The sequence below is a fragment of the Enterococcus raffinosus genome (genome assembly GCF_001886185.1).
Classification (GTDB): domain Bacteria; phylum Bacillota; class Bacilli; order Lactobacillales; family Enterococcaceae; genus Enterococcus_A; species Enterococcus_A raffinosus.
The window spans coordinates 49898-75930 of record NZ_JXLA01000017.1 but is presented as its reverse complement, the minus strand read 5'-3'; the positions used below and the strand labels follow the sequence as shown (position 1 = coordinate 75930).

Below are 26033 nucleotides of genomic sequence, written 5' to 3'. Positions count from 1 at the left end.
ATTAAAGAACTTCTCAACTTAACGCTGTTTTATCCATAATACTTCTGTGGATCATTGATAAAAGAGGCAGCAAAAAAAGAGAGAAGAAGAACAAAAATTTGTCTCTCCACTCTTTATAGTTGCTTGATGTAGGTCAAAAAATGATGGTAATCGCTTTGCTGCAGAAGGGCTTGTTGAATATCCTCACGTTCCATCAATTCCAATAAAAGACTGTAGATTTCCTCTGTGTCTTCGTAATCTTCTTTGGTAATAGCAAATAGAAAGACAAACTTGACTAAATCACCGTTGCCCCAATCCACACCATTAGGAAGGATGGCTACGGATACGGCAGATTGATTTGCCAATAGCGACATAGGGTGAGGAATCGCCAACCACTCATTGATATTGGTTTGATTGATTGCTTCTCGTTTCATAATGCTGTCAAGAAAGTTTTCAGGGACAAAATCCTTTTGGAACAGTTGCAAGGTCATTCGTTCAAGCAACTGTTCTTTATTTTCCACGTCTTCATGAAGATAAAAATCCTCATGAAATAAGGAATAAATTTCGTCATTTGCTTCGGTGAAACGCGATAGGAAGTGCTCGATTTTTACAATTTCTTTGTCTAATTTTGCCATATTGATATAAACATGAGGGATACTCAATTGTTCTAACAGCACCGTTGTAATCACAAAATCAATAGTGGTGAGATCCTGCTGTTGCAGCTCTACATAAGAAAGCCGTTCAACCACTTCGATAGTTTCCTGATAGTATTTATTGATCTTCGCTTCGATGATACGACTCATGGCACGACCGGTTCCACAGACCAAGATCACGCGATATTTTCGATGATCACTGATAGAATTTCTTTCCATTGCCCCCGCGATATGCAAGGCGATGTATCCGACCTCATCTTGAGAGAAATACAATCCATGCTTTTTTCCAACTATTTCTAAATGTGTTAGACACAGATCATATGCCTGGGGAAAGGATTTTTTTATAGTCGTCAGCAATGGATTGCTGCGACGAGCGTTCATTAAGTTCATATTAATGAAGCCTTCGATATGCGAGGTCAGATCCTCAATCAATGTTTTATCTTCAATCCAGTCAAAATTTGAGGTTCGCTTAATCGCACGTAATAGTTCGTCAACGATCGATTGAGCCGTCTTGATAGAAGAGTTGTTCGTTGCTGCTGTCTCGACTAACCGTGGAGCATTTAAAGCCAAATAGTAAGTAAAATAATTTTTTTCACCATTGGTCAATTGTATATCAAATGCCTGATCGATCTCAGCTAAAAAATGCGTCAATACATTTTGAGCCTGTTGTTTTAAGATCGGCACTCGTAAAGGAAATTCACTCATTTCATGACCAGCTAGAAAGCGGCTGATTGCTAAAGCAAAATGGGAGAGAATATTCTTATGATAATAATCTGAATCGAGTAATTCCAAAGGTGCGAGATGTTTAAGCTCCAATTTTTGTAAAAGCCCTAGATCGATGTTATCAAAGAGGGACAATTCCATCTCAGTAAAGCCAACTAAATACTCCTGCAAATCTTTTTCGATTAATAGATCACTAATGGCCTGTCGTTTTGCGAACTCATTACCTAAAACTTCAAAGCCAATGTTTGGACGGTTGATGATTTTTAATTGATAAGACATTAAATGATCACGAGCTGTTTTTAGATAAGAATAAAACGTATTTTTACTAACAAATAGTTGATCCAAAAAATCATCTAACGATAAAGGGTTTTCATTCTTAAATAGAAGGAAAAGCAAGTAGGCTTGTCGTTCTTCGCTCGTTGTTAGGTGAGTAACTGAAGAAGACATGCTTTCCGACCACCATTCATCGAATTGCTCTTTAGAATGAATCGACAGCAAATACCCTTGTCCCCGAACCAAGGTAATTGAGGCTCCTACATTGCTTAATAAATCGTTTAGATTGGCAATGTCTGTCCGTATTGTCCGTTCGGAAATAGCAAAGCTATTGGCCAACTCCTTCATTGGTATTGGCGTCGTCTGTTTAGCTAATAGTTCTAATAGGTCATCTAATCGTTGATAAGCAAGCTTAGACACTTGGTTCACCTCCGGTACTTGTCCTCATCATACAATATTGAAGAAAAGAATGAAATCGTTCAGCAGTCCTGCTTTTTTCCAAAACCAATGGCAATCTATTTGGAAAACGCTTTACTAACGATTGCCAAATTAATTGGAAATTGGAAGTGTTTACACAAAAGGTTAAACCTCGTAAATTAAAGGTGTAAAGCGATACCAGTGTTGCTACTGCTTCAACAGTTTCGAAATGATAAGGGAAACGAAGATCGATTGGACTTTCCTATAAGTTTATTTCATTATGAATGAGCAAACCGTTTCTAGAAATGTGAGAAGCCGTTTTACGAATCAACATATAAAGGCAAAAAAACTATTAGAAAGGAGCTGCCGATATGAACTTTAAAGAAACAAATATCCTTTTAGATGTAACGGTTGCTTCGAAAGAGGAGCTATTTGAAGTCATTGCGAGCTATGCCTATGAATCAGGGTATGTGACAAATGTGGATGAAACGCGCAGAGCCTTCAATGAAAGGGAAGAAGAATATTCCACCGGACTGCAGGAGGGCTTTGCTATTCCTCATGCGAAAGCCGATACTGTTTTGACACCGACTGTCTTGTTCATTCGTTTAAAGCATGAGATTGAATGGGAAACCTTCGATGATTCTGCAGTAAAAAATGTTTTTGCTTTGATGGTTCCCAAAGAAGACGAAGGTACTGTTCATTTAGAAATGCTGAGTCGCTTAGCAACGGCTTTGTTAGAAGCAGAATTTATTCAACAAGTTCAACAATCAGAAGATAAAACACAATTAGTTGAATTGATAAAAAAAGAAATGATTGGAGAGAGAATCAGATGAAAATAGTAGGAATTTCCGCATGTCCAGCAGGGTTAGCGCATACGCCAATGGCGGCAAAAGCATTAGAAAAGGCTGGAGCTAAACTGGGCTATGATGTCAAAATCGAACAACAAGGATCATTAGGCCAAGTTAATGAAATAACTGCAGCAGAAGCCAAAGAAGCCGATTTTCTGCTGTTGGCAACGGATCAAAAAGTGGTTGGTTTGGAACGCTTTGAAGGAAAGCCACAGCTTCGAGTGAATATCAATACTTGTATCAAAGCACCAGAAGCTGTTTTGAAGAAGTGTATCGCTGCTGTTCAGCAAAGACAGGCAAATTAAATGAAAGAAAAGGAGCAGGAATGATGAAGAAAGTTCTAGCAGATTTAAAAGGCCACTTAATGAGTGGGATCAGTTTTGTACTGCCGTTGATTATTGGTGCCTCTCTTGTCGTCGCGATCCCGAAAATGATCGCGCTCGGTATGGGAATAACCAGTTTAGATCCCTATGCGGAAGCGGAGGGATTCAAACATGCACTTTATCTGATTGAGCAGGTCGGTTGGACCGGTATCGGCTTGATTAATACGGTACTTGCTGGATTTATTGCTTATTCAATTGGTGACAAGGCTGCTTTAGGAGCAGGGTTTATCGGTGGAGCCGTTGCTTCAAATACAAATGCCGGATTTTTGGGTGCCGTGATCGCCGGATTCTTGGCAGGGTATTTAGTGAAATGGTCGAAAGAAAAAATCAAATTGCCGGAGTCATTTTCTGGTGTTATGCCACTAGTTATTTTACCGTTAATCGCAACATTATCGGTGGCGATCGTAATGGGCGCCTTACTTTCCGAACCGTTAGCGTGGATCAATACGAGTCTTGTTGATTGGATCCGCAACATGATTGAAAATGATGTCAATAAGATTTTGCTTGCTATGATTATGGGAGCGATGATCGGCTCTGACTTAGGCGGACCAGTGAATAAAGCCGCTTGGATGGCAGGAAATGTCCTATTGGCTGAAGGAGTCTACCTACCTGCAATTATTGTGAATGTAGCAATCTGTGCGGTGCCATTTGGTTATGCATTGGCGACTGTGTTTCATAAGAAACGTTTCAACAAGGAGTTATTGGATGCTGGACGCAACAACTTTGTAATGGGCTTTATTGGAATCACAGAAGGGGCGATTCCCTTCACATTGGTAAACCCCTTAAAACTAGTCCCAATTAACATGTTGGGTGGTGCAATCGCATCAGGCCTAGGTATCGCTTTTGGAATGTACGCTAAAATGCCGCCTGTTGGAGGGATTTATGGCTTCTTCACTGTTGGGAATGGTTGGGCTTACTTACTAGGTTTATTTATCGGAGCTGCCTTTATCGGCTTTGTGGCTCCATTGTTTGTCAATTTCAACAAACAAGAAGACAAAACAGAAGAAATTGAATTGGATGACATTGATGTGAGCTTTGAGAATTAATAAGAGTGTAAAAATTAATAGGCACTGGCGATGAAAATCGTTGAGTGCCTGTTTTACTAAATGAGAGGAACGTTTGCATGAAAAAAACAGTACACGTGGTACCGCATAGTCACTGGGATCGGGAATGGTATTTTACTACTAGCCGATCGAAAATCTATTTAATGCATGATTTGAAGAAGGTCCTGGACCAGCTAGAAAAAGATAATCCATACGAGAGCTTCATTTTAGATGGGCAGGCTTCTTTGTTAGATGATTATTTGAAATGGCGTCCACAGGATCGGAAAAGGATCGAAGCGCTTGTCAAGCAAGGAAAGCTGATTATCGGTCCGTGGTATACTCAAACAGATCAGCTTGTGATTTCAGGAGAAAGTATTGTCCGAAATATGTTGTATGGGATGAAGATTTGTGAAGCATTTGGTGGTTACATGAATGTTGGCTACGTTCCTGATTCTTTTGGTCAAGCAGCTAGTATGCCTCAAATTTATCATGAATTTGGTATCAGTGATACGATGTTTTGGCGCGGAGTAAGCGATGATGAAGTGACTCATACAGAATATAAATGGCGTGGAGAGGATGGATCGGTAGTCAATGTTTATCAAATCCCTAGTGGTTATTATATTGGTGGCGCGATTCCTGAACGTGAAGCGGATTTAGCAGAATTTTTACATCAAGAACCCTTTAAGACGACTTGGGGTCGCAGTTCGACCGATCAAGTCTATTTTCCAAATGGATTTGATCAAGCACCTGTAAGAGAGAATTTGCCGAAATTGGTTGAGCAAATGAACGAATTGTATCAAGGTGAATATGAACTGCAATTTTCAACGATTGAAAACTATATCGCAGCGGTTAAAGAACGGCATCCAGAATTAGAAGAAATCGCAGGAGAATTGATTAATGGAAAACTGATGCGGATTCACAAGACGATCTTCTCCTCGCGCTCTGATTTGAAAGCGATGAACACGAAGATTCAACACTATTTGGTGAATGTAATGGAGCCTGTTCTAACGATGGCGATGCAATTGGGATTTGAGTATCCAGTTGAAACAGTCAAGGAAATCTGGAAATTAATGTTTGAAAATGCCGCACATGATTCGATTGGTTCCTGTGTTTCTGATACAACCAATGAGGATGTCTATATGCGTTACAAGCAGGCACGAGATATCTCTATGAATCTTGTAGAACTGACGTTGCGTCAAATTTCAACGGCGATCAATAATCCACAGGCGCAGGAAATTACCTTCACCCTGTTCAATACCTGCGACAAAGCACGTGATGGTGTGATCGAAGCGGAAGTTTACTTGCCGCAAAAAGATTTTGCTATTCTTGATCAAGCAGGCAATTCGTTGCCTTATACCATTTTAGAGTTGGTTGACCAAACGGAGTATGTCTTGAACCAAGGGAATGTTTTGAATACAACTAAGGAAATCTATTTACCTGAAAAAGTTTATAAAGCAAAAATCGTGATTGAAACAACAGACGTACCAAGCATGGGGTATACACAGTTAACGGTTGATCTCTCAGGAAATAGTCATGCACCACTACGAGAAAATACGAATCACACGATTGAAAATGATCATTATCAAATTACTGTGAATAAAAACGGTTCTTTAGATATTTTAGACAAAGCCAGCAATGTTTTATACAGAAATCAAGGGATAATCGAAGAGAATGGAGACGATGGCGATTCCTTCAACTACTCTCCGCCAGCGAAGGATTTTATTATCTCGTCAACAGATTTTGAACCTAAAGTCACGATTCAACAATCGGATATTTATCAGACGATCCGTTTAGAATACTTACTGAAGGTTCCGAAAGATTTAACTGAACGTGCTGAGCAGAAGGTCTCGGAAAAATTACCAATCACACTTGAGCTGTCAATGAAGAAACAATCACCATTGCTAGATTTCAAATTGACTGTAGAAAATCAAATGGTAGATAGTCATCGTGTTTGTGTCTTGTTTGATACCGGCATCGCGTCAAAATTCTCGATCGCTGATCAGCAATTTGGTACCTTGGAGCGTCCGGTCATTTTTGAAAAAGAAATGGCCTTATGGGAAGCTAACAAAGAACAATGGAATGAACAACCGATTGCTATTGAAACTTGTCAGTCCTTCGTGGGATTATTCGATGACAGTCGCGGCGTTGCTGTCATGCCAAAAGGCGTGCGGGAATATGAAATTATCGGCGAACAATTCGATACGATTCGTTTAACGATTTTCCGAACCTATGGTTTTATGGGGAAAGAAAATCTGATGTATCGTCCCGGTCGTGCTTCTGGCGAAACCGTGATCGCTACCCCCGATGCGCAACTTCATAAAACATTGAGCTTTGAATTTTCGGCTGCTTATTTTGCGGAAAGCTTTGACCAAGCAAATGTCGAGCAACTGGCAAAACAAGCCGTGACGCCGATTGAAGTCTATCAATATGCGGAGTTTTTAAATTCTCGTTTGATTTTCACTTTAGGCGATGTGGAGCAAACGCTGCCGGCAACCTTTAGTCTCTTAGAAATTGAGGGAAATTTGACTTTGAGCATCTTGAAAAAAGCTGAGAACCGTCCAGGTTATATCTTACGTCTTTATAATGGACTCTTGGAAAAAGACGGACACGCAACAATCAAATTCAATCAAACGATCAAAGTGGCTGAAAAAGTTGACTTGAAAGAAAAAACAAAGGAACCGCTGCCAATAAATAATGATACAATAGAGCTTGAAAGCATCGGGCACGCAAAATTCGTGACCTTGTATGTGGAATAAATCTAAAGGATTGTGAGTGAAGCTTAGTGGAAAAATTATTTGGCGGCATCGAAGCCGGCGGCACAAAATTTGTTTGCTCTGTAGGAAATAATGATCTGGAAATTATCGAACGTGCCAGCTACCCAACAACGACACCAGAAGAAACAATGGCGTTAGTCATCGGCTTCTTCAAAAAATATGCGGACCAGCTGATGAGTATTGGAGTCGGTTCATTCGGTCCCATTGATATTCATCGTGATTCGAAAACCTATGGCTATATTACCTCAACACCAAAATTGGCGTGGCAAAACTATAACTTTGTCGGCGCGTTGAAGAAGGAATTTGATCTGCCGATTGCTTGGACGACAGATGTGAATGCGGCTTGTTATGGCGAATACGTGAAGGGGCGCGGCGATGGCGTCAACAGTGTGGTTTATTATACGATCGGTACAGGTATTGGCGGCGGGGCGCTGCAAAAAGGCACCTTTATCGAAGGCTTCAGTCATCCCGAAATGGGGCATGTATTAGTAAGTAGAAACCCTAAAGATGACTTTGAAGGCAGCTGTCCTTTCCACGGGCATTGCCTAGAAGGTATGGCGGCAGGACCAGCGATCGAAAAACGTTTAGGCCGTAAAGGGCAAGACTTGAGTGAAGAGGATCCTTACTGGGAGATCGAAGCGGATTACATTGCCCAATGCGCCTATAACACCACCTTGATGTTTTCACCAGATGTGATCATCTTCGGTGGCGGAGTGATGCAGCAGGAGCATTTAGTCAAAAAGGTTCGCGCTCGCTTCAAAGAATTAATGAACGAATATGTAAAAACACCAGAATTAGAAGACTATATCGTGACACCAAAATTAGGCAACAACGCCGGAACGATCGGTTGTCTAGCCTTGGCACGAGAAGCAAAATTGCATTCTTAAGAAGAAAGTAAGAAAAAGCCGTCAATCTTAGTTGGCGGCTTTTTTTGGTGGAATGGACAACTTATAGCAAATGCTTCTCTCTCAACAAGTGCGTATCTTTTCTGAGTTAATCAAAAAATTGCTATAATTTAAATGAAATCAGAAAGGGGGACACGGGGTGAAGAACAATACCTTTGCAAAATTCGAACGAGCGATTAGTACGATCGTGGATATTTTATTAGCTATCTTGATTCTCGTTGTAGTAATTGTCATGGCAGAAGGGATCATCAATATTATTATGCATGTGATTCCGCTAAACAATGTGTCCGAACTAACACTTTTGATTGACGAGATCGCAACGCTCTTTATTTTACTAGAGGTTATTCTAATGCTTCTTCGCTATATCAAAGAAGGGCATCACATTCCTGTTCGTTACTTGATTCTGATCAGTATTACAGCGATTTTGCGGGAGCTATTGCTGGCACATGGAAATGGAATGAACTCATTGTTGCTATCTATCTCTATTTTGATTCTTGTCGGTGTTTTATTTATTTTAGAAAAGGTCAAGGCCTTTCATAAGGGTGAAAATAGATTAGAAAAATAAAACGGCTCTGTACCCATTAGGCACAGAACCGTTTTTTTAAGCTGTTGCAGTTTTGCGTGATTTTAAGATGTATTGAATTCCTGTATAGAAAATAATGACAATAACTAAATAGGTAACCATCGAAATGTCTAAGTTCATCAAGAATTGAGAAGCAATAATTACGCCGGGAATCCCGCCGATCGTGATCGCTAAGGCAATTTTTCTAGAGTAAGCTTTCTCACGAATGAAGTTGATACTAGCGACAGGTTGAAGTCCCGCACATGAGCACATCATGATAGGAAAAGCAGCTAAGGGTGTCATACCTAGCATGTAAACCATCGCCATACAAGGAGCGTATAGCCCGACACCGACCGTCATTAAGGCACCGAAGAAAAAGTTCCCAATAATTCCCACGATTAATTTGATGCCCGTTAATCCCATCGCAGTGTTTCCTTTACCCAATAAGGCAATGACTTCAGTTTGACGCAATAGCATTAAAATAGCAGTAATCAATAGTGCCCAGCCGATCCACTTCTGAACAGCCGTTTCTGATAGCTTAGTAACATACTTTGAGCCGAACCAAGAGCCGACAATAGCGGCTAGGATCAGTGAAACTAAGGTTAAGGAATCTACTTTTATAACTGTGACGAAAATCACAGCTTCAGTTAACACAGGAATCGCGTGTCCCACATTTAATATTCCCGGTAATTTTCGATCGTCATCATTTTGCTTTGTTACGTTCAGCATCATCGTTGTTAAGGCAAAACTACCAATTCCGATCGTATCCGCAAAATCTGCAATAAATCCAATAATCCCATTAATTAACCAATTCCCTGGTCCTAAATCCTCCCGATGCGTCACGACATCGCGTACAAGCATGATCGCTTGAAAGATCATCAAACCAATCAAAACATAAAAAATAATCTGTGCCATAAATCCTCCCGTAGGTCTTTTTCTTATAATTATAACAATAAACAAAAAAGAAAAACCATCAAAATTCGAATTTTTTGTGATTTAATGAACGATCAAGGTAAAATGATAAAACTGCCGAGTCTTATGACAAGGCGATAAGCTATTAATTGTTATGGATATTTTCCGTTGGGCACCATAAACGTATGGAATGGGTAAAATGATGGTATTCAATGAAGTGTCTAACTATTCTCATGTCTTACAGCAGTTTAAAGAAAAATCTATTTAAATTATAGAAAAATAACTTATCTAGTAAAAATCTTCGACGTTAAAATTAATCTAAAATAATTAGTTGGAGTATGATAAACTTTTAACTATGAGTTGATACGAGGAGGGAACATCATTAAGAAAACAATATTTTTATTTTCAGTGTTGCTTTTACTAACTTTACAATCTCCGGTTTTTGCTGCTGAGGATATTATGACGATAACGAAAGCAGCAGGCTATACAGAAGTTTTAGAAAAGAATAAGCCTAAAGCATCCATTGTGATTGATGGAGCAAACGGTCAGATATTGTGGGAAGAAAATGCTGAATTAGTGAGAGAACCTGCAAGTATTTCTAAGATGATGACAGTCTTTTTGGTCTTTGATGCGATAAAAGATGGAAAGCTAAGCTTGGATACTGAGATCGTAGCGACGGAAAAGGATCAGAAAATTAGTCAGTTGTATGCTATTAGCAACAACAAAATCGTGTCTGGAGTTGCCTACCCTGTAAGAGAATTATTAAAAATGGTGATTGTCCCTTCATCAAATGTGGCAACGGTGATGTTAGCCAATGCGGTCTCTGATAATGATGCCGGTCTATTTATCAATACTATGAATGAAAAAGCACAAAAAATCGGAATGAAGAATACAACTTTTTATAATTGCAGCGGCGCATCTGCCACCAGCTTTGAAGGACTTTATAAGCCAGAAGGATTTGACCCTAATGGAAGCAATACATCAACTGCCCGTGATCTAGCTACGATGGTTTTCTTTTTACTCAAGGAGCATCCCGAGGTACTAGATTTTACGAATCAAGTGGAGGTAACGGCAATGAAGGGAACCCCTTATGAGGAGACCTTTGAGACCTATAATTATTCATTGCCAGGTGCTAAATATGCATTTGAGGGAGTAGATGGCTTGAAGACAGGTTCAGGTCCTAGCAGTGCTTTTAATTACATCGCTACGGCAAAACGTGGAGATACTCGCTTGATAGAAGTCATCCTAGGGGTTGGCGACTGGTCAGATCAAGATGGGGAGTATTATCGGCACCCGTTTGGCAATGCGTTACTAAAAAAAGCCTTCGATGAGTATGAATATCGTTTGCTTCTGCCAAAGGGACAGCAAAAAATCGAAGGTAAAACCATTCAACTTGATCAGGATTTTTATGGCGTGATGAAAAAGAACGAGGAGCCGAAACTTGCGCTTCAAGACAAACAAGTAGTGTTAGCGAATAAAAAAGAGCAGTTAACAGAGAAAATGCCTAGACTATCCCTAAATTATCAAACAGTGAAAACGGATCAGGCAAAAAAAGAACAGCTGCCCTCAACAAGCAACTCGTTCACTTCTATTCAGAAAAAAAACTATCTGTTGCCAGGGATTTTTGCTGTTTTAGGTATAGTGCTGTTATTTTTCCCAACTAAAAAAAATGTATTCAGTCGTAGGAAGAGAAGCTCTAAAAAAAGAGGCCGAACGATGGTTAAAGTGGCAGGGACAGCTTGTCTTCTCGTTGCACTTCTTTTTTTTATTATGACTCTTTTATAATAAATAAGCGGATGTTTACGAAAAAATACCGCTCCCAAAAGACATTAACTTATCTTTTGGGGGCGGTTCAAATTTTTTCCTGTTCCTTTGTTCTTGATGGGTCGATCAACAGCAATCCAACGGACAGTCTAAGCGTTCAGCGATAGCTAGTCCAGAAGGGGTTTGTGCCAATCCGCCGTGACCGGTGCAACGCAATTCTGATGGAAGCATCCGACCGACTTTATTAAAGCTCTCGATTGTTTCGTCCAATGGCACAACGACATCATATCCGGCTAAGGACATATTCGCTGCACCAAGAGCATTCATTCCGCACATCATGTTTTTCCCAAGGCAAGGGACTTCCACCCGCACACCAATGGGATCACAGGTCATGCCGAATACATTTTGCAAGGCCATAGAAGCGGCATTTACTGCCTCTTCAATGGTACCGCCCATTAATTGAACCAGTGCGCCCGCTGTCATCCCTGATCCTGAGCCGCATTCTGCCTGACAGCCTGCGACTTCCGCGGCGAAAGTGGCATATTCTGCGATAAAGACACCGATCATTCCTGCCGCAAGCAACGCCCGAACCAAGTCATCGTGAGATTTTTTCTGATACTCGCTGACAGCGATCAATGTTCCCGGCAAGGCTCCACACGAACCAGCAGTAGGTGCCGCAACAAAGACATTCATTGAGCTTTTCACTTCCATCAACGCTGAAATATTTTCGATGATTTTTGCGGGCAGTGCATCGCCAATCAGCTTCTGCCGATTCGCCTGAATTTTCGGTGCCTGCGAACCTAACATCCGATCGTCATAGGAAGTACCAGCCAAGCCGACTTTGATTCCATTGATCATGATTTCAAGAATCTCCTCAGCTTTTCGGTAGACTTCTTCTTCGGAAATACTGCCCCGATGACTTTCATAGCGTAAGGCCATATCTGCTAAGTCCAGCTCGTCTTTTTTCGCCAACGCAATCATTTCTTCAGCCGTTGAAAAAAGCATCTTTGCTTCCTTTTGGGACATGATTGGCAGAACGGGATCGAAGGCAATGATTCGATTGACTGTCATTCGCTGCTTCAGCCAAGCCACTTCGTCATCAGGAAGGGCTTGCTGAGTTTTGATGTGCAGCAAGGTTTCACCAGCCTGCTCCTTGGTTTCCGCAAAACAGAATTTACTAATTTTTTTGGACAATTCGGCTTCTTCAAGTGTAAACTGGCTGCCAAAAAGTAGTGTTTCGTAGAAGCCGCCAGTCACCTCAACCGCAAAGTGATTGATCTCAGTGATTTCGATCATGCCACCGCCAACAGAAAGAGCAACAACATCCAATCTTTCATTAAGGTCTGTTTTGATCGTCATCTTATAGGTGTTCGGATGATTATTCTCGTAGGGAACAACACGAAAAAGAATTTCCATGCCGTCTTCTTTAGCAATTTCAATCGCACGTGTCAGTTGGCTATCTGTTGGGTCCATCCCCAACAGGCCGCCCACTAAGCCGATATCGGAACATTGGGTGATATAGCTTGCTGCCAGCGAACCTTCTGGATCAAAATCCGCTTGAAAATAAGTGATTTTTCCAGCGACCATTTGACGCAGCGCACGCCCAATTCTGACAGAAGCCGCCGTATGAGAACTGGAGGGCCCGATCATGACCGGTCCTAAAACATCATTAAAAATACTCGCATGTTCTTTCATTGGCGATCCCCCTTAGAAATCCGCTTCGATATAAACATCTTCGCCGGCGATTTCATCCTCGATCACATCGTTCCATTTGTCTTTTTCGATTTCTTTGAATGAGACAGATACAACGTTTGGCTCACAGCCCAATTCTTTTACGACTAAATCCTGTAACTTGTTAGCAAACTCTTGTTTTACCTCTTTTGAACGTCCAGGATACAATCTAACTGATAAATGTGGCATGATTTTTTTCCTCCTAGTCTTTTTTTATTTTAGCTGCTAGTTAATTCCATTCCGTACCAACGTTTGCTTTTAGAGCGCGTTCATAAATTTTTTGAGCAGTGACTAAATCCTGCGCGCCAATGCCTACGGTTTTAAAGACAATGATTTCTTCATCATTTTCACGCCCACCGACTGTTCCCATCAAGACTTCGCCGATATCGCCAGTAAAGTCGTCTTTAGTGATTGTTCCGTCCGCTAACGGGATCAGAATATCTCCAGCCTCAGAAAGGACGGCTTCTTCTGAATCAAAATAGATCTTGCTTGCCCGTTCTAAAATTACCGGATCCATTTCCTGCATATGGGGCTGATAAGAGCCAACGCAGCTAACTGTTGCGCCAGCTTTAACTTTGCTGCCGTCAAAAACAGGAGAGGAAGCAGGCGTCACTGTAATAATCAAATCAGCATCGCTGATGGCTTCATCAGAAGTTGCTGCTGGTAATATCTGTGTGCCGTAATCCTTCAGCTCTTCATTCATTTGTGCTGAGAACTCTTTTGTCCGCTCAGGATTCTGATCAAAAACATAGACCGTTTCTAAATTACGAGCGCAAATCATGGCTTCCAACTGAGTCGCCGCTTGTCCGCCCGTTCCGATCAATGCCCCTTTCTTCGCGTCCTTTCGACCCAAAATATCAAAGGCGACCCCAGAAGCGGCACCAGTCCGAAGTTGAGTAACAGTGACACCATCTAGTAAAGCATTCACATAGCCAGTCTTGCCATCTACTAATAGCACTTGCGCAGGGGCGGATGACAAGCCCTTATCGATATTGTCTGGGAAAATATTGATAATTTTCAGTGCCGCCGCAACCAAATCAGGTGCATAAGAAGGCATGAATAAAAACGTCCCATTCTGTTTTTCTGAAACGATCTGCGTACGCAAAGGTACATCTGTCTTACCTTCGCTGAATAATTGGAAGGCAATTTTGTCTGCTTCAATGGCGTCCTTCATGGTAAAAACTTGTTTGATATTTTCTCGAGATAAAAGTAACATAAAATCCCCCTTTAGAAATTTTCTTTCATACCTAGAAGTATAAGCGATTACATTAACGGTTTCAAAGCAATTCCAGAACTTTCTCTTTTGTTCTGACTAGAAATCTATTAAGCTGATTGATAGGAGAAAAAGAGAGGAACGCAAACATGAATGAAAAAATACTGCATTTGATGGGAACCGTGATCAAGCTTTGGGTCCAACATCCTGAAGCGGAAAGCTTGTTAGTAAATGCTGAGACTCGGCTGCGTGACTTTGAACAGCGCTTTAGCGCGAATGCAGAGGACTCTGAACTCATGAAAGTCAATCATCACGCAGGTCTTAAACCAGTCAAAGTAGATGATGAACTGTATGAATTGATCAAAATAGGAAAAGAACAAAGTTTGGTCAAAGACAGTGCACTGAATATCGCTATTGGCCCTTTGATTCAAGAGTGGCGAGTAGGCTTCAAAGATGCGAACTATCCCTCGGCGGAAAAAATTCAGGAGCTGCTTCCGTTGATTGATCCCTCTGCGATTGAATTAAATGATGTGAAACAGACCGTTTACTTGAAGCATCCAGGGATGGCGATAGACTTGGGAGCGTTAGCAAAAGGCTATTTTGCCGATAAAATCATTGCTGATTTTAAAGCCGCACAAGCAAAGGCCGGCTTCATTGATCTCGGCGGAAATGTGCTGACCTATGGTCCCGCGCCGCAACGAGAAGAAGGACGTTGGCGAATTGGGATTCAAAATCCCTTCCTGCCACGAGGAAATTATGTAGCGGTGGTCAAAGTGAAGGATGAGTCTGTCGTAACATCGGGTATATATGAACGAAAGTTTGTCTGGGAGGGGAAAACCTATCATCACATTTTTGACAGTCAAACAGGATATCCGATAGAAACGGATCTTGCCAGTTTAACGATCGTTTCAAAAAAATCCTTAGATGGTGAAATCTGGACAACGCGCTTATTTGGAAAAAAAGCATACGAAGTAATAGCGGAACTAAATAAGCTCGAAGCAATCGAGGGCATCGTCATTACCACAGATCAGCAAATGGCAATCAGTGATGGGTTAAAAGGAAGAATTGAGCTATGACAGCAAAGACACAGACAAACATTTCTGTGTCTTTTTTATTAGAGTGGAGTGTGATTTTATTCAAGTTTTTTAACGGATATAAAAGATTTTGCAACATTGCTCTTAATTGCGAATTGTTATTGAAAAAGCGTTTTCCTTTCTATATACTTTGATTGAGACAGCCCTTACATGAGGCACAGGAGGTGAAAGAAATGTCAAAACGACTATGACTATGAGGCCAAATTCAACTTAGAGTCTCTAAGCGAGTTTATTTAGCATTCTTTTCCTCAAAAAATATATGTGATTAACCACACAATTAGATACCTTCAAAATGCATACCAAAACAGTATGTTTATTTGCGTGGGAAATTTTTGGCGGATGGAAAGCAAGGACTCATGAAGCAAGTGATCCAAACAAAAATTAGAACGAAAGAAGGATTTTGAAAAATGAAAAAACGAGTAAGTGGATTATTGATCGCTTTGGCCATGGTTGCATTGGTAGTAGCAGGATGTTCAAATAACGACAAAAAGGAAGAAAAGAAAGATCGTGCGGAAGCAGACATCGAATGGCAAATGATTTCTCCTGAAGATATGAAAAAGGTACTTGAAACTGATGATTCAACCGATTATCAGATTATTGATATTCAACCAGAAGCCGACTATAAAAAAGGACACCTGCCGAACTCAATCAGTGTACGTGCGTATCCAGTAGATACGGAAGAGTTGGAAAAATTAGTCGTTGATAATGCTGATCAATTCAAAGATGGCGATAACCCGATTTATGTAGTCTGCCCTGGTGGTGGAGGCGGTGCAAAACGTACAATCTCACTATTGATCGATGAAGGAATTGATGAATCCCGTCTATTCATCGTTGAGAACGGTGCGAAGAAATGGCCGTATAAGGATGATAATAAGCTTTGGGTGACGGATTAATAATTGAAATTTTGGAACTCTCTTGATGACCGTTTTGTAGTGTGAAATTACATCGAACGTTACTGGCGGAAGAAATACTAGTCAGAATTGGCTAGATAGCGCATGGAAAAAAGTCTATCCAAATACTGGTGAAGGCGAACAACCAATTTTTGTTGTTTTAGGAATGGTTGCGCTAGCGGCTAGTGGATGGGTGTACTTCAAGAAACGATAATAAAAATTAGCCGAATCTAACAATGGATTCGGCTTTTTTAGCATTCTTTATTTTTTAAGAGTCATTGTGAAGTATTTCTCTTTCGGCTATACTCTTAATGATAACGCTTTTAATTTTTAGGAGGTGGAAGTTTTGTTTATGTATCAGCTGTGAGTTTGAGTGAACGGTGGACTTAGAGTTTCTAAGTCAATGAGTAAACAAAAAATCCCTCCTTTCTTTAGCGTGTGAGAAACATGTTTTTTTCTATGGATCGGGGGAGCATACAGAATTGTATGTTTCTTTTTTGTGCGCTCAAACACATGAATGGGGCTTTAACACAAAAAAACGATAAGGAGAATCATAATGAAAAAGGCAAAAGTAATTTTAGCTATGTTAGCAGCAATTTTTGTATTGGGTGCTTGCGGATCAAAAAAGGAAGCCGCGACGGAAAAAGAGGAGAAGAAGGATATTAAGATTGCCTGCAATCAAGTATCAGAGAATTCATTGAAAGCAGCGAAGGAATCTATGGAGGCAGAAGGTTATACACCGGAATTTGTTGTCTTTTCGAATAATATTGAGGCTTTACAAGCTGTTCAGGATGGCAATGTAGATGCATCATTCGCCCAGCATGAACCCTTTATGAAATCTTTCAATGAACAAAAAGGCGGCGAGTTAGCAATGATGACGCCTCACGTTTACTATACGGGCATTGGCTTGTACTCATCTAAATACGATAAAATCGATGAGTTGCCTGATGGGGCGCAGATCGCAATCATGAATGATGCTATGAATAGAGACAATTCTTTATTAATGATGCAAGATGCTGGTTTAATCAAATTAAGCGAAGAGAAGAAATCGGGGTATACAGCATTGGACATTGTTGATAATCCAAAAAACTTCAAGTTCGTGGAGATTGAACAGGCTCAGACGGTTCGTAGCTTAGAGGACTTAGACGCAGCGACTTGTTTCTTTACTTTCATGTTTAATTCAGGTGAAGATTATAAGGATTATCTGATCCGTGACCAACATGCGAAGGATTTTCCAATCAGCTTGATTGTAAAAGAGAAGAATAAGGATACGGATTGGGCGAAAGCAATCAATAACTCTTTCACGACAAAAGAAAGTAAAAAGGGGATTAATGATCATTTCAAGGGAGTGTTTACTTTCTATGAATAAATATCATGAACTCGACCGCCGATTAAATTATTTGTTGGAGCTGAAACGGAACGTTGTCGGGATCAGCTTTTTGCGAACAAAAGAAGCTTTCGAAGCCTATGACGCACCTGCAACAAAGAAATTGGTTCCCTATTGTCGAGCGGTTCAGCAGGCAACAGAAGGGATCAGTGTGAAACTGTCGATTGATAATTTCGGTTGTCCGGCCTCTGCAGTAGCTTTAGGATTGATTGAAAATGATGAATACAGTGCTAGTGGACGAAAGCATGCCAAGATGGGAGTCTATAAGGATATTGAGGTAAGCAAGGAAATTGCGGATGACATGGTTTATTGCAGCGAGCCTTCTTATGGAGTTGCGGTAGAGCCTATTGAGGTATGGAAAAGCGCTCCTGACGTTATTTTGGTTATTACAACACCGTTTAATGCGATGCGGATCTTGCAGGGGAATGCGTATTTTAATGGACAAGCGAAAAACATCAAGATGACCGGAATGCAGGGGATCTGTCAGGAAGGGACATCCTATCCTTACGAGACAGGTCTGATCAATCTTTCAATGATGTGCTCTGGAACGCGCTATGTCGCACGCTGGAAAGATGAAGAACTTTGTGTCGGTCTTCCTTATGAGGTGTTCGAAACGATGATCGAGGGTTTAGAGGAAACATTGAACCCCATGGAGTTATTGGAGAAAAAACGTAAAATCATCAAAAAAATCGCAGAGGATGAGGTCCCGGATTTTTACGATGTGCGAAAACGAGACAATTATTTTAGAGGCGCTTATCAAGGCGTGAAACGTTAGGTGTTGAGTAGATGGAGATAGTCATCGATCAGATAAATAAAAGGTACGGCGAGCAAACGATCTTAGAAGATATTTCATTGACGATACCGTCTGGGACTATTATGGGAATCTTAGGGATCAGCGGTGCGGGGAAATCAACCTTGCTGCGTTGTATCAACGGATTGGAGCAAAGTGAATCCGGCAGCATCAGGATTGGTACACAAGCGCTAGAGAAACTATCGGAAAAGCAATTACGTGAAATGAAGAAAAAAATCGGAATGATCTTTCAAGGAAATTCTTTAATCGAACAAAAAACGATCTATAAGAATGTTGCTTTGCCATTGGAATGCAGTGGGTACTCTAAAGAAACAATCAAAGCACGCGTGGAAGAGCTCCTGACAGAAGTGGGGATTGCTGATAAGGCGCATATGAAGCCTAGGCAATTGTCTGGTGGGCAAAAACAACGAGCAGCGATTGCTAGAGCTTTGACGATGAATCCTGAGATTCTCCTCTGTGATGAGGCGACCTCGGCGTTGGATCCCAACATTACAAATGGTATTTTGGATTTACTTTTAAAATTGAACCAAAAGATGGGGCTAACGATTGTCGTGGTAACCCATCAAATGGAAGTGGTAAAGAAGATTTGTGATCGTGTCGCCATTTTGCAAAAAGGAAAAATTGTGGAAGAAGATACTGTTCAGCAGGTTTTTCTTAATAATTCTAACGTTTTGCAAACAATCACAGGAGAGTCACCAATCAACTTTAGTGAGGGAAAAATCGGATATCGCATAGTAAAAATTGTGACAAAGTTAGAAAAGGATATTCTGGTTTTGTGGCGTCAAGCAGGGATAGAAGCACCCCATTTGTTAAAGGCAACAACAGAACAATTTAAGGAAGAGACTTTGACTACGTTATTCGTATCAGTACCAGATGCAGATAGTGAGAAGCTACTGAAACTTGCGGATCAAGATCACTTTCTTTATCAGGAGGTGAAGTTCAGTGAGTAATTCCGTGTTAATTACCCAAGTGCTGCTGCCTAATTTAGTCAGTACCTTAATTATGGTGATTGTCTCGTCGTTGATTGCGACAATCGTCGGCTTTGCCTTGGCAGTTGTTTTAGTGATCACGAATAAGAAAGGACTGTCTCCTAATTTAAAGATATATCGCTTGCTGGATTTTGTTGTGAATATCATTCGGTCCTTTCCATTTATTATTTTAATGGTTGCACTGATGCCGTTCACTCGTTCATTGGTGGGAACGACGATTGGAACATCAGCAGCAGTCGTCCCCTTAACCTTTGCGATGACGCCCTATGTCGCACGGCTGTTTGAAAATAATTTATTGGAAATCAATCCCTATACATTAGATGCGGCGAAGTCGATTGGCGCCACACACATGCAGATTATCTTCAAGGTCATGCTTGTTGAAGCTTTCCCCAGCATGATATCAAGCTTGACCCTGGCGATTATCTCGGTCTTGGGTTACACGGCAATGGCTGGAACAGTCGGTGCCGGCGGGTTAGGTGCGGTGGCCATTACCTATGGGTATCAAAACTTTGATAACACCATTATGTATAGCACGGTTGTTTTGCTGGTCATTTTTGTCCAACTTGTTCAATGGATCGGCAGTTTCTGCTATAAGAAAGCGAAAAATTGAGGTGAAGGAGGTGTGACAAAAGGGTTGTCACACCTCCTATTTCCGAATAAACGGTATCCCAAAAGCAATTTTCGGAAATTCCTTCTTATTTCTTGAAGCAATTTTCTAAAATTCGTCTGATTTCAACATTTATATCAGGTATAATGAGTGAACGATATTTTTTGAGGAGGTCGTATGGAAAAGACACATCAAGTCAAACTGAATCTGCAGTATATTAGCATGCAGGTTCCCTACTGGATGGGGTATTCAGTCCTCAGTACATTCACTTCTGTTTTTTTACTGTCCCGTGATTTTACTAATAGTCAGATTGGACTGGTCTTGTCACTAGCGAATCTATTCGCTGCGATCGTCCAACCGTTCTTGGCCTCTTTTGCTGATCGGATGATTCGGATTCGTTTATCGCAGTTGGCAGCGGGGATGGCACTAGTACTTGTACTGTTTTCCGGAATTTTGCTGGTAGTGCCGAAAATTTTTTTAATAGTAGCACTGATTTACATTTTACTGTATGCGTGTCTGGTACTGTTACAACCGCTGACGATTGCTATCGGAACTTTTTTTATTAGTCGCGGCTACAATCTTAATTTTGGTGTCGCACGGGGACTTGGATCGTTAGCGTTTGCGGCTGCATCTGCTGTGACAGGGGTCTTGATCGAACGATTTTCTTCAACAGTTATTTTGTATTTATTGATTGGCTTTTTTCTCTTTTTTGCACTGACGACTTTACTAATCGATACGCGCAGGCATGGTGGAACGTATTCGGAGTCATTGATCCCGGAGCATCATGAGGAGGATCATTTAGAAGAACCGATTGGCTTGCTGGAATTTATAAAAAAATACAAACGCTTTATCGTTCTATTGGCCGGTGTTTCGTTACTGTTTGTCTTTCATACTATTACCAACAGCTATATGTTTCAAATCTTGCATCCATTAGGTGGAACCGAAGCTAATGTTGGTTCTTCCTTATCGGTTGCGGCGCTAAGTGAGCTTCCGACAATGTTCTTCTTTTCTTGGTTGTTACGTCGGTTCAAGATTCATTCATTAATGCGCGTCGCGGCCTTCTTTTTCTCAGTCAAAGCGCTATTAATCTTATTTGCTGGCAGTATTTTTCTAATTAACGTGGCTCAGAGCCTGCAAATGGTCGGCTTTGCGATGCATACGATGGCATCGGTCTATTATACCAACCAAATTATTCCGCAAAAGGATTTGGTCAAAGGACAGACCTTGATGGCGACTGCAAATACGATGGGCGGCATTATCGGTGCGTTTGTCGGTGGTCAGATGCTCAGCTTTTTATCTGTTTCCACCATGCTTTTGATTGGAACGATGATTTCGATTGCCGGAACTTTGATTGTTTGGCTGGCGGTGGAAAAATAAATTTTAAAAAACGTCTATTTTCATTTTGAAAATAGGCGTTTTATTTCGTTTATTTTTTTAAATAGGATAGAGTAAAGTTTGTAATAATCGATAATTTCATTCGTTAGGCTGTTTGAACACGGAGCTATTCTTGAAGTCAAGCGAATGGATAGCGAACAAAAAAGTTCCTTTCTATGAACGAGGAGGTCGATTATGAAACGTTATCGCTACTATCTGATTATTTTTGTGATTGCAGGATTATTTGTGGTCCCACAACTTTGGACACACAAAATGATCTTAGGAGCAGATGCACTGTTCCATTACAATCGTTTTTATGAGACTGCGGAACAACTCAAAACGGAAAATTTCAGCTATTTTATTTCAATCTTCGGGTTTCAGCAATCTGGACGAATTGTTAATGCTGTATATGGACCATTATTTGCTTATTTCCAAGGAGGACTTGTTTTACTGGCAGGCAGCTGGTTTCGTTATCAGGTATTATCGAATTTCTTGGTATCTTTACTAGCAGGCTGCTCATTGTTTAAGCTGTTGACCTATGGAAAAATTAGAGAAAATACAGCATTGTTTTCCGCAATTATTTTTATGACAACGTATAGCATTAATTACTGGGTGCTCAATCAAGGATTCACCAGTTGGGGGACCAGTCTATTGCCGTTGTGTTTAATCCCATTAGTAGATTTAAAAAATCGTCATTTTCCTGTGGTTAAGATCGCTGTAAGTATGGCTTTAATGACCCAAATCCATATGCTGACAGCTGTAATGTTAGGATTAATCTATTTTCCATTTTTTATCTCCTATGCACGAAAACGCTGGGGAACGGCTATTATTCAATTAATGAAGGCTATGGTGCTATATGGCTGTTTGTCGATCAATGTTTGGATCAGCTTACTCTTGATTAATACTGGAGATCAATTAAAGATGCCCTTCACCAACTCGGAAATGAGTGAGAAGGCTATTGATTTAGGCGGTGCTTATTGGCTAGAGTATCCTAGAATTTTACGATTGATTTTGATTGTGGGCTTTCTTCTTTGTCTAATCTATTGGCACAGGGTATCGCGTTTTACCAAGCAGTTGTTGATTTTTAGTGGTCTCTTTTTACTGCTTTCAACAAGTTTGATTCCTTGGGACTGGCTCGTTGCGCATAATATCCCGTTTGTCTCGTTGATTCAGTTTCCATTTCGCTTTTTTGCGCCGTTCACGATCCTGTTTCTATTCTTTTTTGCTTCGCTGGTGAATGATTTGGCAGACAAGAAGTTTTTGCCGTTCCTATTGCTGGCATTTAGCGTAATTAGTATTGGACAAAATTTACAGGTCGTCACTCATGAACTTAATCAATGGGGGAAGCAATCTCTAACTAGCAAACATACTTTTGTCGCTGGTTCTGAAGAGGAAGCGAGACAAAGTTTTTACGATAAGGACATGCAAAAGGCCTTGAAGCTAGTCGAAAAATCTAGTCCCGATTATTTACCAATTTATCACGAGGATACAAAAAATAAATATGCTAGTTATGAGAAACAAATTCTAGCGAATCAAGCGAAATTTTCTAAGACAGCGGCCCATAATCAGTTAGAGATTTCTTGGGAGGCGGAGAAGGCAGGAGACGTCCAATTGCCCGTAATTCTTTATCAAAATTCAAAATTAGTTGAAGAGGGTCAAGAAATTACGCCTAGTGCACTTTCTAATATTGGCGTGCCAACGATCAAGCAAAAGGCTGGTAAAAATGTAGTCTATCTGCGTTATGATCCGCCAGAGTATGTAACGATCATACTTGCACTTTGCGGGCTCAGTTGGTTTGCGACAGCCGCCTGGTGTGGGTATCGCTTCTTCATGAAAACAGGATAACTTTGGTATTCTTATTGACAATCGGGTAAAATACAAAAAAGAACTGGCACTATTAGTTTTTCTTATAACATTTCAATTGAGTAAGGAGCAAATGATCATGACAAACTATAACAATGAAAAAGACCGTCGTTTACGCGGTTCTATGGCACCAAAAACGGAAGAGGATGTTGCGTTAGCTGGAACCAATTCTAGCGAAACAGAAGATAAGCAAGAAGCACTAGCTGGCAGTAATTCTGGCGAACCTAAAGAAATCGCCCGCTCTGGCTCTAATGCAGTAGAGGAGGAAGAACCTCATACTTCTTTAAAAGAAGAAGCAAAAAAAATCGTTAAAGAGATCGAAGAAAAATTTGATCCTAAGAAATAAGTGGTGAAAGAGTTCATTCCATGGATAAGTATTTAAAGATTTATGACCATTGGTATCCGCAAAATTACGGGTTGAGCGACTATCCCACAGAGTGTCACGTGACCTACTCAGGAGCCGAACGGAAAATATTATTTGAAAAGCTGACACCAGCGCAGCAAGCCTTAATTTATCAGCAAAGAAAATATGAGGTTCGTTCGTTGTTTTTACAAAAGCATTATTTGCAAACCTCGGATTGGGAATTTGTTGCCTTGAATATTGATGATGAATATGAACGAGGTGTTCACAGCCAGTTAAAATGTGCCTGTGGCCGCCCATTGAAATATCAATTTGTCATTGAATCAAAGAGCAAACAACAAGAGATTCGTTTGGGAATTCAGCATTTTAAGGATCACTTAGGCATTTCTCAGCAAGTAGCAGAGGAAATAAAAAAAGGCGTCGCCTATGTCGATTTAGCTTTGGATGAATTGCTTTGGCTGGTAGATCGGGAAATTACATTTCCAGAAGACCTATGGCAGCGATATGTTTTTGCTTACTATCGGAATGCCACGCTGCGTCATCCGTTATCTCTTAATCAGAAATTAGCTGAACGGGTCGTCCATTTTCGTGAAGCCCAAATGCCGTTGTTCATCGGAGATTATTTAAGTGTCGTGACAGAAATCAATCAAGTCGATCGAGAAGCCTTCGAGGGACAGCAGCAGAATTTTATCGCGGACAAAGCTATTTTTGAAGCGTATTTGGAAGATTTTCAGCAGGATATCCAAACACCGATATACCTTGAAAAAAAGTATTGGGGTAAGAAATTAACAGACTTCATTCATTTGGAGCGATATGGAACAGAGACCTATAAAGAAGCCAAAGCACGCTACTTTGATGATCTCTTGTCCTTTTTGTCGCGTTGAAAGAACCTAATAAAGCCTCACGAAAAATTCGCAGCTTTAAGCTTTTTCATCAAAAAAAATATGGAGAGGTGGAATTGATCGACTTTGTCATTGAGAAATATCAGCGGTATCAATTCACCCAGAATTTTTTCTTGGCAATCCCCAAAGTTTATCGAATAGGTATTCGAAAAGCGATTCAGCGAAAACAGAAGAGAGCATAAAACCTCAACCAAATACGGTTGAGGTTTTCACGTATTCATTCAAATGATCACATCTGCCGAATAAAAGCTATTTTTTCTTCTATAGAACCGATCTCTGATTCAATGGTGTTTAAAAAATCCATGATCTCTTTTCGTTCTTCTTCAGAGTGAATATCCCTAGAGTTAATTTTCTCAAAATTCTCCTGGATGGTTTTCAGATTGATCAGACTGCCAGTGACATGCATTTTTTTGTTGATATTTTCGATTGTGTTCAACATCCTACTCCCTTCCCATGAGCAGTTTCACCTTCTCAAAAACAGTTCCCTAATGAATACTTTTACGGCTTAATATAGGCGTAATCTTCTGACTGTAGTTCGATCAGATCCAAAACACCTGAAGGTACGACAACAACATTCTTTGGTAACTGTTCTTTTGTGATCTTGTAAGCTCTCATCGCATTATTGCAGGCATGAAAGGTTACCCCTTCTGTAGCGATGAACGATTGATTTTTAGGATCAAGGTACCCTTCAATCGCCTTTCCGTTAATTAAAACAATAATAGCTATTTTTTTAGGTTCTTTCAACAGGTTTTTAACATTATTAGCAGTTTCTGTCCATTTTTCTATTTCATCAATATGAAAAACAACGTTCATTATTACACCTTATTTCTTAATTATCATATTTATTGCTTGTTCTAATTTTTGCGCTTGTTCCTCTGGATTTTTATCAGGGTTTTCAAAGCAGTTCTTCAAATTTTCAGCGACGATCATTCCCATCACACGATCAATACTAGAGCGTACGGCACTTAATTGGGTAATGACGTCGATACATTCCTTTTTCTCCTCAATCATTTTTTGTACGCCGCGAATTTGTCCTTCCGTTCGTTTCAACCGATTAAGGATTTTTTTTTCTTCGATTTCCATCTATATGCACTTCCTTTAAGAATGATCTTACAAAGAATATACCTAGAGAGGGTATGTCTCGTCAAGTGGATAGCTTTTATCAAGAAAATGAATCAATCAAGATGATTGACAGGATTAGATTTTTTATGATAAAAATACCCTATGAGGTATTTATAAGTGATAGAAAAGGAGTGAAGAAGATGTTTAAACTATTTCAAAAGATACCAAGTATTTCAACAAATGAACTAGCAGATAAGCTTAAACAATCAATTATATTAATCGATGTTCGAACACCAGAAGAATACCGTAGAGGGCATATTGCTAAGGCGGTGAATTATCCATTAAATAAAATCGATCGATATAAAGGAAAAGAAAAAGAACTTTATGTCGTTTGTCAATCCGGAATGCGCAGCAAACAAGCGGCGAAGGTTTTGAAACAAAAAGGGTATACGGTCACAAATGTGCAGGGTGGTATGAATCGTTGGCAGGGACCGACCAGAGGAGGAAAGTAAA

The 26033-nt window shown here is 40.4% G+C and carries 27 protein-coding genes; 19 read left to right on the top strand and 8 right to left on the bottom strand.

The window, feature by feature from the left end:
• Positions 1 to 113: 113 nt before the first annotated feature.
• Positions 114 to 2048, bottom strand: a complete 1935-nt coding sequence (locus tag RV13_RS10915) for a BglG family transcription antiterminator (RefSeq protein WP_010746878.1) — start codon at positions 2046 to 2048, stop codon at positions 114 to 116.
• Positions 2049 to 2416: 368 nt separating this feature from the next.
• On the opposite strand from RV13_RS10915, the gene RV13_RS10910 reads away from it, so the two are divergent.
• The 6 genes from RV13_RS10910 to RV13_RS10885 all read left to right on the top strand — a co-directional run bounded on the left by RV13_RS10910 (position 2417) and on the right by RV13_RS10885 (position 8563).
• Positions 2417 to 2878 carry a PTS sugar transporter subunit IIA gene (locus tag RV13_RS10910; protein ID WP_010746877.1) on the top strand — a complete coding sequence of 154 codons (462 nt, stop codon included), beginning with the start codon at positions 2417 to 2419 and terminating at the stop codon, positions 2876 to 2878.
• Complete coding sequence (locus RV13_RS10905; protein ID WP_010746876.1) at positions 2875 to 3198, top strand: PTS fructose transporter subunit IIB; 324 nt, start codon at positions 2875 to 2877, stop codon at positions 3196 to 3198. The genes RV13_RS10910 and RV13_RS10905 overlap by 4 nt, the downstream gene beginning before the upstream one ends.
• A gap of 23 nt (positions 3199 to 3221) precedes the next feature.
• Positions 3222 to 4322 (top strand): PTS fructose transporter subunit IIC, encoded by a 1101-nt coding sequence (locus RV13_RS10900; RefSeq protein WP_028020474.1) that lies wholly within the window; start codon positions 3222 to 3224, stop codon positions 4320 to 4322.
• Positions 4323 to 4399: 77 nt separating this feature from the next.
• Positions 4400 to 7075 carry a mannosylglycerate hydrolase gene (mngB, locus tag RV13_RS10895; protein ID WP_010746874.1) on the top strand — a complete coding sequence of 892 codons (2676 nt, stop codon included), beginning with the start codon at positions 4400 to 4402 and terminating at the stop codon, positions 7073 to 7075.
• Between the two features lie 26 nt (positions 7076 to 7101).
• Positions 7102 to 7980, top strand: a complete 879-nt coding sequence (gene scrK / locus RV13_RS10890) for a fructokinase ScrK (protein WP_010746873.1) — start codon at positions 7102 to 7104, stop codon at positions 7978 to 7980.
• A 157-nt stretch (positions 7981 to 8137) separates the two neighbouring features.
• On the top strand, positions 8138 to 8563 hold the full coding sequence (locus tag RV13_RS10885; RefSeq protein ID WP_010746872.1) for a phosphate-starvation-inducible PsiE family protein: 426 nt from the start codon (positions 8138 to 8140) through the stop codon (positions 8561 to 8563).
• Positions 8564 to 8599: 36 nt separating this feature from the next.
• Here RV13_RS10885 and RV13_RS10880 read toward each other — a convergent pair whose 3' ends face one another.
• Positions 8600 to 9475: a sulfite exporter TauE/SafE family protein gene (locus tag RV13_RS10880; RefSeq protein ID WP_010746871.1), complete on the bottom strand. Its 876-nt coding sequence runs from the start codon at positions 9473 to 9475 to the stop codon at positions 8600 to 8602.
• A gap of 456 nt (positions 9476 to 9931) precedes the next feature.
• Here RV13_RS10880 and RV13_RS10875 point away from each other — a divergent pair, with 456 nt between their 5' ends.
• Positions 9932 to 11257 carry a DUF1958 domain-containing protein gene (locus RV13_RS10875; protein ID WP_010746870.1) on the top strand — a complete coding sequence of 442 codons (1326 nt, stop codon included), beginning with the start codon at positions 9932 to 9934 and terminating at the stop codon, positions 11255 to 11257.
• 105 nt (positions 11258 to 11362) lie between these two features.
• Here RV13_RS10875 and RV13_RS10870 read toward each other — a convergent pair whose 3' ends face one another.
• The 3 genes from RV13_RS10870 to RV13_RS10860 are packed head-to-tail and all read right to left on the bottom strand — an operon-like array spanning position 11363 to position 14183.
• The gene (locus tag RV13_RS10870) at positions 11363 to 12931 is read right to left on the bottom strand and encodes an L-serine ammonia-lyase, iron-sulfur-dependent, subunit alpha (RefSeq protein ID WP_010746869.1); all 1569 of its coding nucleotides are present in this window, start codon (positions 12929 to 12931) and stop codon (positions 11363 to 11365) included.
• A 12-nt stretch (positions 12932 to 12943) separates the two neighbouring features.
• The gene (locus RV13_RS10865; RefSeq protein WP_010746868.1) at positions 12944 to 13156 is read right to left on the bottom strand and encodes a tautomerase family protein; all 213 of its coding nucleotides are present in this window, start codon (positions 13154 to 13156) and stop codon (positions 12944 to 12946) included.
• A gap of 40 nt (positions 13157 to 13196) precedes the next feature.
• Positions 13197 to 14183, bottom strand: coding sequence for an ornithine cyclodeaminase family protein (locus tag RV13_RS10860; RefSeq protein WP_010746867.1), 987 nt, complete (start codon positions 14181 to 14183; stop codon positions 13197 to 13199).
• Positions 14184 to 14329: 146 nt separating this feature from the next.
• Between RV13_RS10860 and RV13_RS10855 the strand changes: the two genes are divergently transcribed.
• The 11 genes from RV13_RS10855 to RV13_RS10805 all read left to right on the top strand — a co-directional run bounded on the left by RV13_RS10855 (position 14330) and on the right by RV13_RS10805 (position 24440).
• Positions 14330 to 15256, top strand: coding sequence for an FAD:protein FMN transferase (locus tag RV13_RS10855; RefSeq protein WP_010746866.1), 927 nt, complete (start codon positions 14330 to 14332; stop codon positions 15254 to 15256).
• A 425-nt stretch (positions 15257 to 15681) separates the two neighbouring features.
• Positions 15682 to 16167: a rhodanese-like domain-containing protein gene (locus tag RV13_RS10850; protein WP_010746865.1), complete on the top strand. Its 486-nt coding sequence runs from the start codon at positions 15682 to 15684 to the stop codon at positions 16165 to 16167.
• A 46-nt stretch (positions 16168 to 16213) separates the two neighbouring features.
• Complete coding sequence (locus tag RV13_RS21660; RefSeq protein ID WP_081630604.1) at positions 16214 to 16378, top strand: LPXTG cell wall anchor domain-containing protein; 165 nt, start codon at positions 16214 to 16216, stop codon at positions 16376 to 16378.
• A 342-nt stretch (positions 16379 to 16720) separates the two neighbouring features.
• On the top strand, positions 16721 to 17533 hold the full coding sequence (locus RV13_RS10840; RefSeq protein WP_010746864.1) for a MetQ/NlpA family ABC transporter substrate-binding protein: 813 nt from the start codon (positions 16721 to 16723) through the stop codon (positions 17531 to 17533).
• On the top strand, positions 17526 to 18326 hold the full coding sequence (locus tag RV13_RS10835) for a DUF169 domain-containing protein (protein WP_010746863.1): 801 nt from the start codon (positions 17526 to 17528) through the stop codon (positions 18324 to 18326). Before RV13_RS10840 ends, RV13_RS10835 begins: the two co-directional genes overlap by 8 nt.
• Before the next feature lie 11 nt (positions 18327 to 18337).
• Positions 18338 to 19312, top strand: a complete 975-nt coding sequence (locus RV13_RS10830; RefSeq protein WP_010746862.1) for a methionine ABC transporter ATP-binding protein — start codon at positions 18338 to 18340, stop codon at positions 19310 to 19312.
• On the top strand, positions 19305 to 19961 hold the full coding sequence (locus RV13_RS10825) for a methionine ABC transporter permease (RefSeq protein ID WP_010746861.1): 657 nt from the start codon (positions 19305 to 19307) through the stop codon (positions 19959 to 19961). Before RV13_RS10830 ends, RV13_RS10825 begins: the two co-directional genes overlap by 8 nt.
• A gap of 174 nt (positions 19962 to 20135) precedes the next feature.
• On the top strand, positions 20136 to 21335 hold the full coding sequence (locus RV13_RS10820) for an MFS transporter (RefSeq protein WP_010746860.1): 1200 nt from the start codon (positions 20136 to 20138) through the stop codon (positions 21333 to 21335).
• A 192-nt stretch (positions 21336 to 21527) separates the two neighbouring features.
• Positions 21528 to 23177 (top strand): hypothetical protein, encoded by a 1650-nt coding sequence (locus RV13_RS10815; protein ID WP_010746859.1) that lies wholly within the window; start codon positions 21528 to 21530, stop codon positions 23175 to 23177.
• Positions 23178 to 23274: 97 nt separating this feature from the next.
• Positions 23275 to 23541 carry a hypothetical protein gene (locus tag RV13_RS10810; RefSeq protein ID WP_010746858.1) on the top strand — a complete coding sequence of 89 codons (267 nt, stop codon included), beginning with the start codon at positions 23275 to 23277 and terminating at the stop codon, positions 23539 to 23541.
• 20 nt (positions 23542 to 23561) lie between these two features.
• Complete coding sequence (locus RV13_RS10805; RefSeq protein WP_010746857.1) at positions 23562 to 24440, top strand: hypothetical protein; 879 nt, start codon at positions 23562 to 23564, stop codon at positions 24438 to 24440.
• A gap of 247 nt (positions 24441 to 24687) precedes the next feature.
• Here the strand turns inward: RV13_RS10805 and RV13_RS10800 are convergent, their stop codons facing one another.
• From RV13_RS10800 to RV13_RS10790, 3 genes are read right to left on the bottom strand one after another with little or no spacing between them, the layout of a single operon-like run.
• Positions 24688 to 24897: a restriction endonuclease subunit S domain-containing protein gene (locus tag RV13_RS10800; RefSeq protein ID WP_010746856.1), complete on the bottom strand. Its 210-nt coding sequence runs from the start codon at positions 24895 to 24897 to the stop codon at positions 24688 to 24690.
• Positions 24898 to 24956: 59 nt separating this feature from the next.
• Positions 24957 to 25271 carry a DsrE family protein gene (locus RV13_RS10795; RefSeq protein WP_010746855.1) on the bottom strand — a complete coding sequence of 105 codons (315 nt, stop codon included), beginning with the start codon at positions 25269 to 25271 and terminating at the stop codon, positions 24957 to 24959.
• Positions 25272 to 25280: 9 nt separating this feature from the next.
• Complete coding sequence (locus RV13_RS10790) at positions 25281 to 25541, bottom strand: metal-sensitive transcriptional regulator (RefSeq protein WP_010746854.1); 261 nt, start codon at positions 25539 to 25541, stop codon at positions 25281 to 25283.
• 179 nt (positions 25542 to 25720) lie between these two features.
• Between RV13_RS10790 and RV13_RS10785 the strand changes: the two genes are divergently transcribed.
• On the top strand, positions 25721 to 26032 hold the full coding sequence (locus RV13_RS10785; protein ID WP_010746853.1) for a rhodanese-like domain-containing protein: 312 nt from the start codon (positions 25721 to 25723) through the stop codon (positions 26030 to 26032).
• Position 26033 lies beyond the last annotated feature (1 nt).

Bases quoted from the DNA above. Each gene is read 5' to 3' on its own strand.
- RV13_RS10855 (WP_010746866.1), top strand. From the start codon at position 14,330: ATGAATGAAAAAATACTGCATTTGATGGGAACCGTGATCAAGCTTTGG.
- RV13_RS10805 (WP_010746857.1), top strand. From the start codon at position 23,562: ATGGATAAGTATTTAAAGATTTATGACCATTGGTATCCGCAAAATTAC.
- RV13_RS10820 (WP_010746860.1), top strand. From the start codon at position 20,136: ATGGAAAAGACACATCAAGTCAAACTGAATCTGCAGTATATTAGCATG.
- RV13_RS10790 (WP_010746854.1), bottom strand. From the start codon at position 25,541: ATGGAAATCGAAGAAAAAAAAATCCTTAATCGGTTGAAACGAACGGAA.
- mngB (WP_010746874.1), top strand. From the start codon at position 4,400: ATGAAAAAAACAGTACACGTGGTACCGCATAGTCACTGGGATCGGGAA.
- RV13_RS10860 (WP_010746867.1), bottom strand. From the start codon at position 14,183: ATGTTACTTTTATCTCGAGAAAATATCAAACAAGTTTTTACCATGAAG.
- RV13_RS10875 (WP_010746870.1), top strand. From the start codon at position 9,932: ATGACGATAACGAAAGCAGCAGGCTATACAGAAGTTTTAGAAAAGAAT.
- RV13_RS10810 (WP_010746858.1), top strand. From the start codon at position 23,275: ATGACAAACTATAACAATGAAAAAGACCGTCGTTTACGCGGTTCTATG.
- RV13_RS10785 (WP_010746853.1), top strand. From the start codon at position 25,721: ATGTTTAAACTATTTCAAAAGATACCAAGTATTTCAACAAATGAACTA.
- RV13_RS10865 (WP_010746868.1), bottom strand. From the start codon at position 13,156: ATGCCACATTTATCAGTTAGATTGTATCCTGGACGTTCAAAAGAGGTA.
- RV13_RS10795 (WP_010746855.1), bottom strand. From the start codon at position 25,271: ATGAACGTTGTTTTTCATATTGATGAAATAGAAAAATGGACAGAAACT.
- RV13_RS10840 (WP_010746864.1), top strand. From the start codon at position 16,721: ATGAAAAAGGCAAAAGTAATTTTAGCTATGTTAGCAGCAATTTTTGTA.
- RV13_RS10910 (WP_010746877.1), top strand. From the start codon at position 2,417: ATGAACTTTAAAGAAACAAATATCCTTTTAGATGTAACGGTTGCTTCG.
- RV13_RS10815 (WP_010746859.1), top strand. From the start codon at position 21,528: ATGAAACGTTATCGCTACTATCTGATTATTTTTGTGATTGCAGGATTA.
- RV13_RS10880 (WP_010746871.1), bottom strand. From the start codon at position 9,475: ATGGCACAGATTATTTTTTATGTTTTGATTGGTTTGATGATCTTTCAA.
- RV13_RS10830 (WP_010746862.1), top strand. From the start codon at position 18,338: ATGGAGATAGTCATCGATCAGATAAATAAAAGGTACGGCGAGCAAACG.
- RV13_RS10850 (WP_010746865.1), top strand. From the start codon at position 15,682: ATGAAAAAACGAGTAAGTGGATTATTGATCGCTTTGGCCATGGTTGCA.
- RV13_RS10900 (WP_028020474.1), top strand. From the start codon at position 3,222: ATGAAGAAAGTTCTAGCAGATTTAAAAGGCCACTTAATGAGTGGGATC.
- RV13_RS10870 (WP_010746869.1), bottom strand. From the start codon at position 12,931: ATGAAAGAACATGCGAGTATTTTTAATGATGTTTTAGGACCGGTCATG.
- RV13_RS10800 (WP_010746856.1), bottom strand. From the start codon at position 24,897: ATGTTGAACACAATCGAAAATATCAACAAAAAAATGCATGTCACTGGC.
- RV13_RS10835 (WP_010746863.1), top strand. From the start codon at position 17,526: ATGAATAAATATCATGAACTCGACCGCCGATTAAATTATTTGTTGGAG.
- RV13_RS10905 (WP_010746876.1), top strand. From the start codon at position 2,875: ATGAAAATAGTAGGAATTTCCGCATGTCCAGCAGGGTTAGCGCATACG.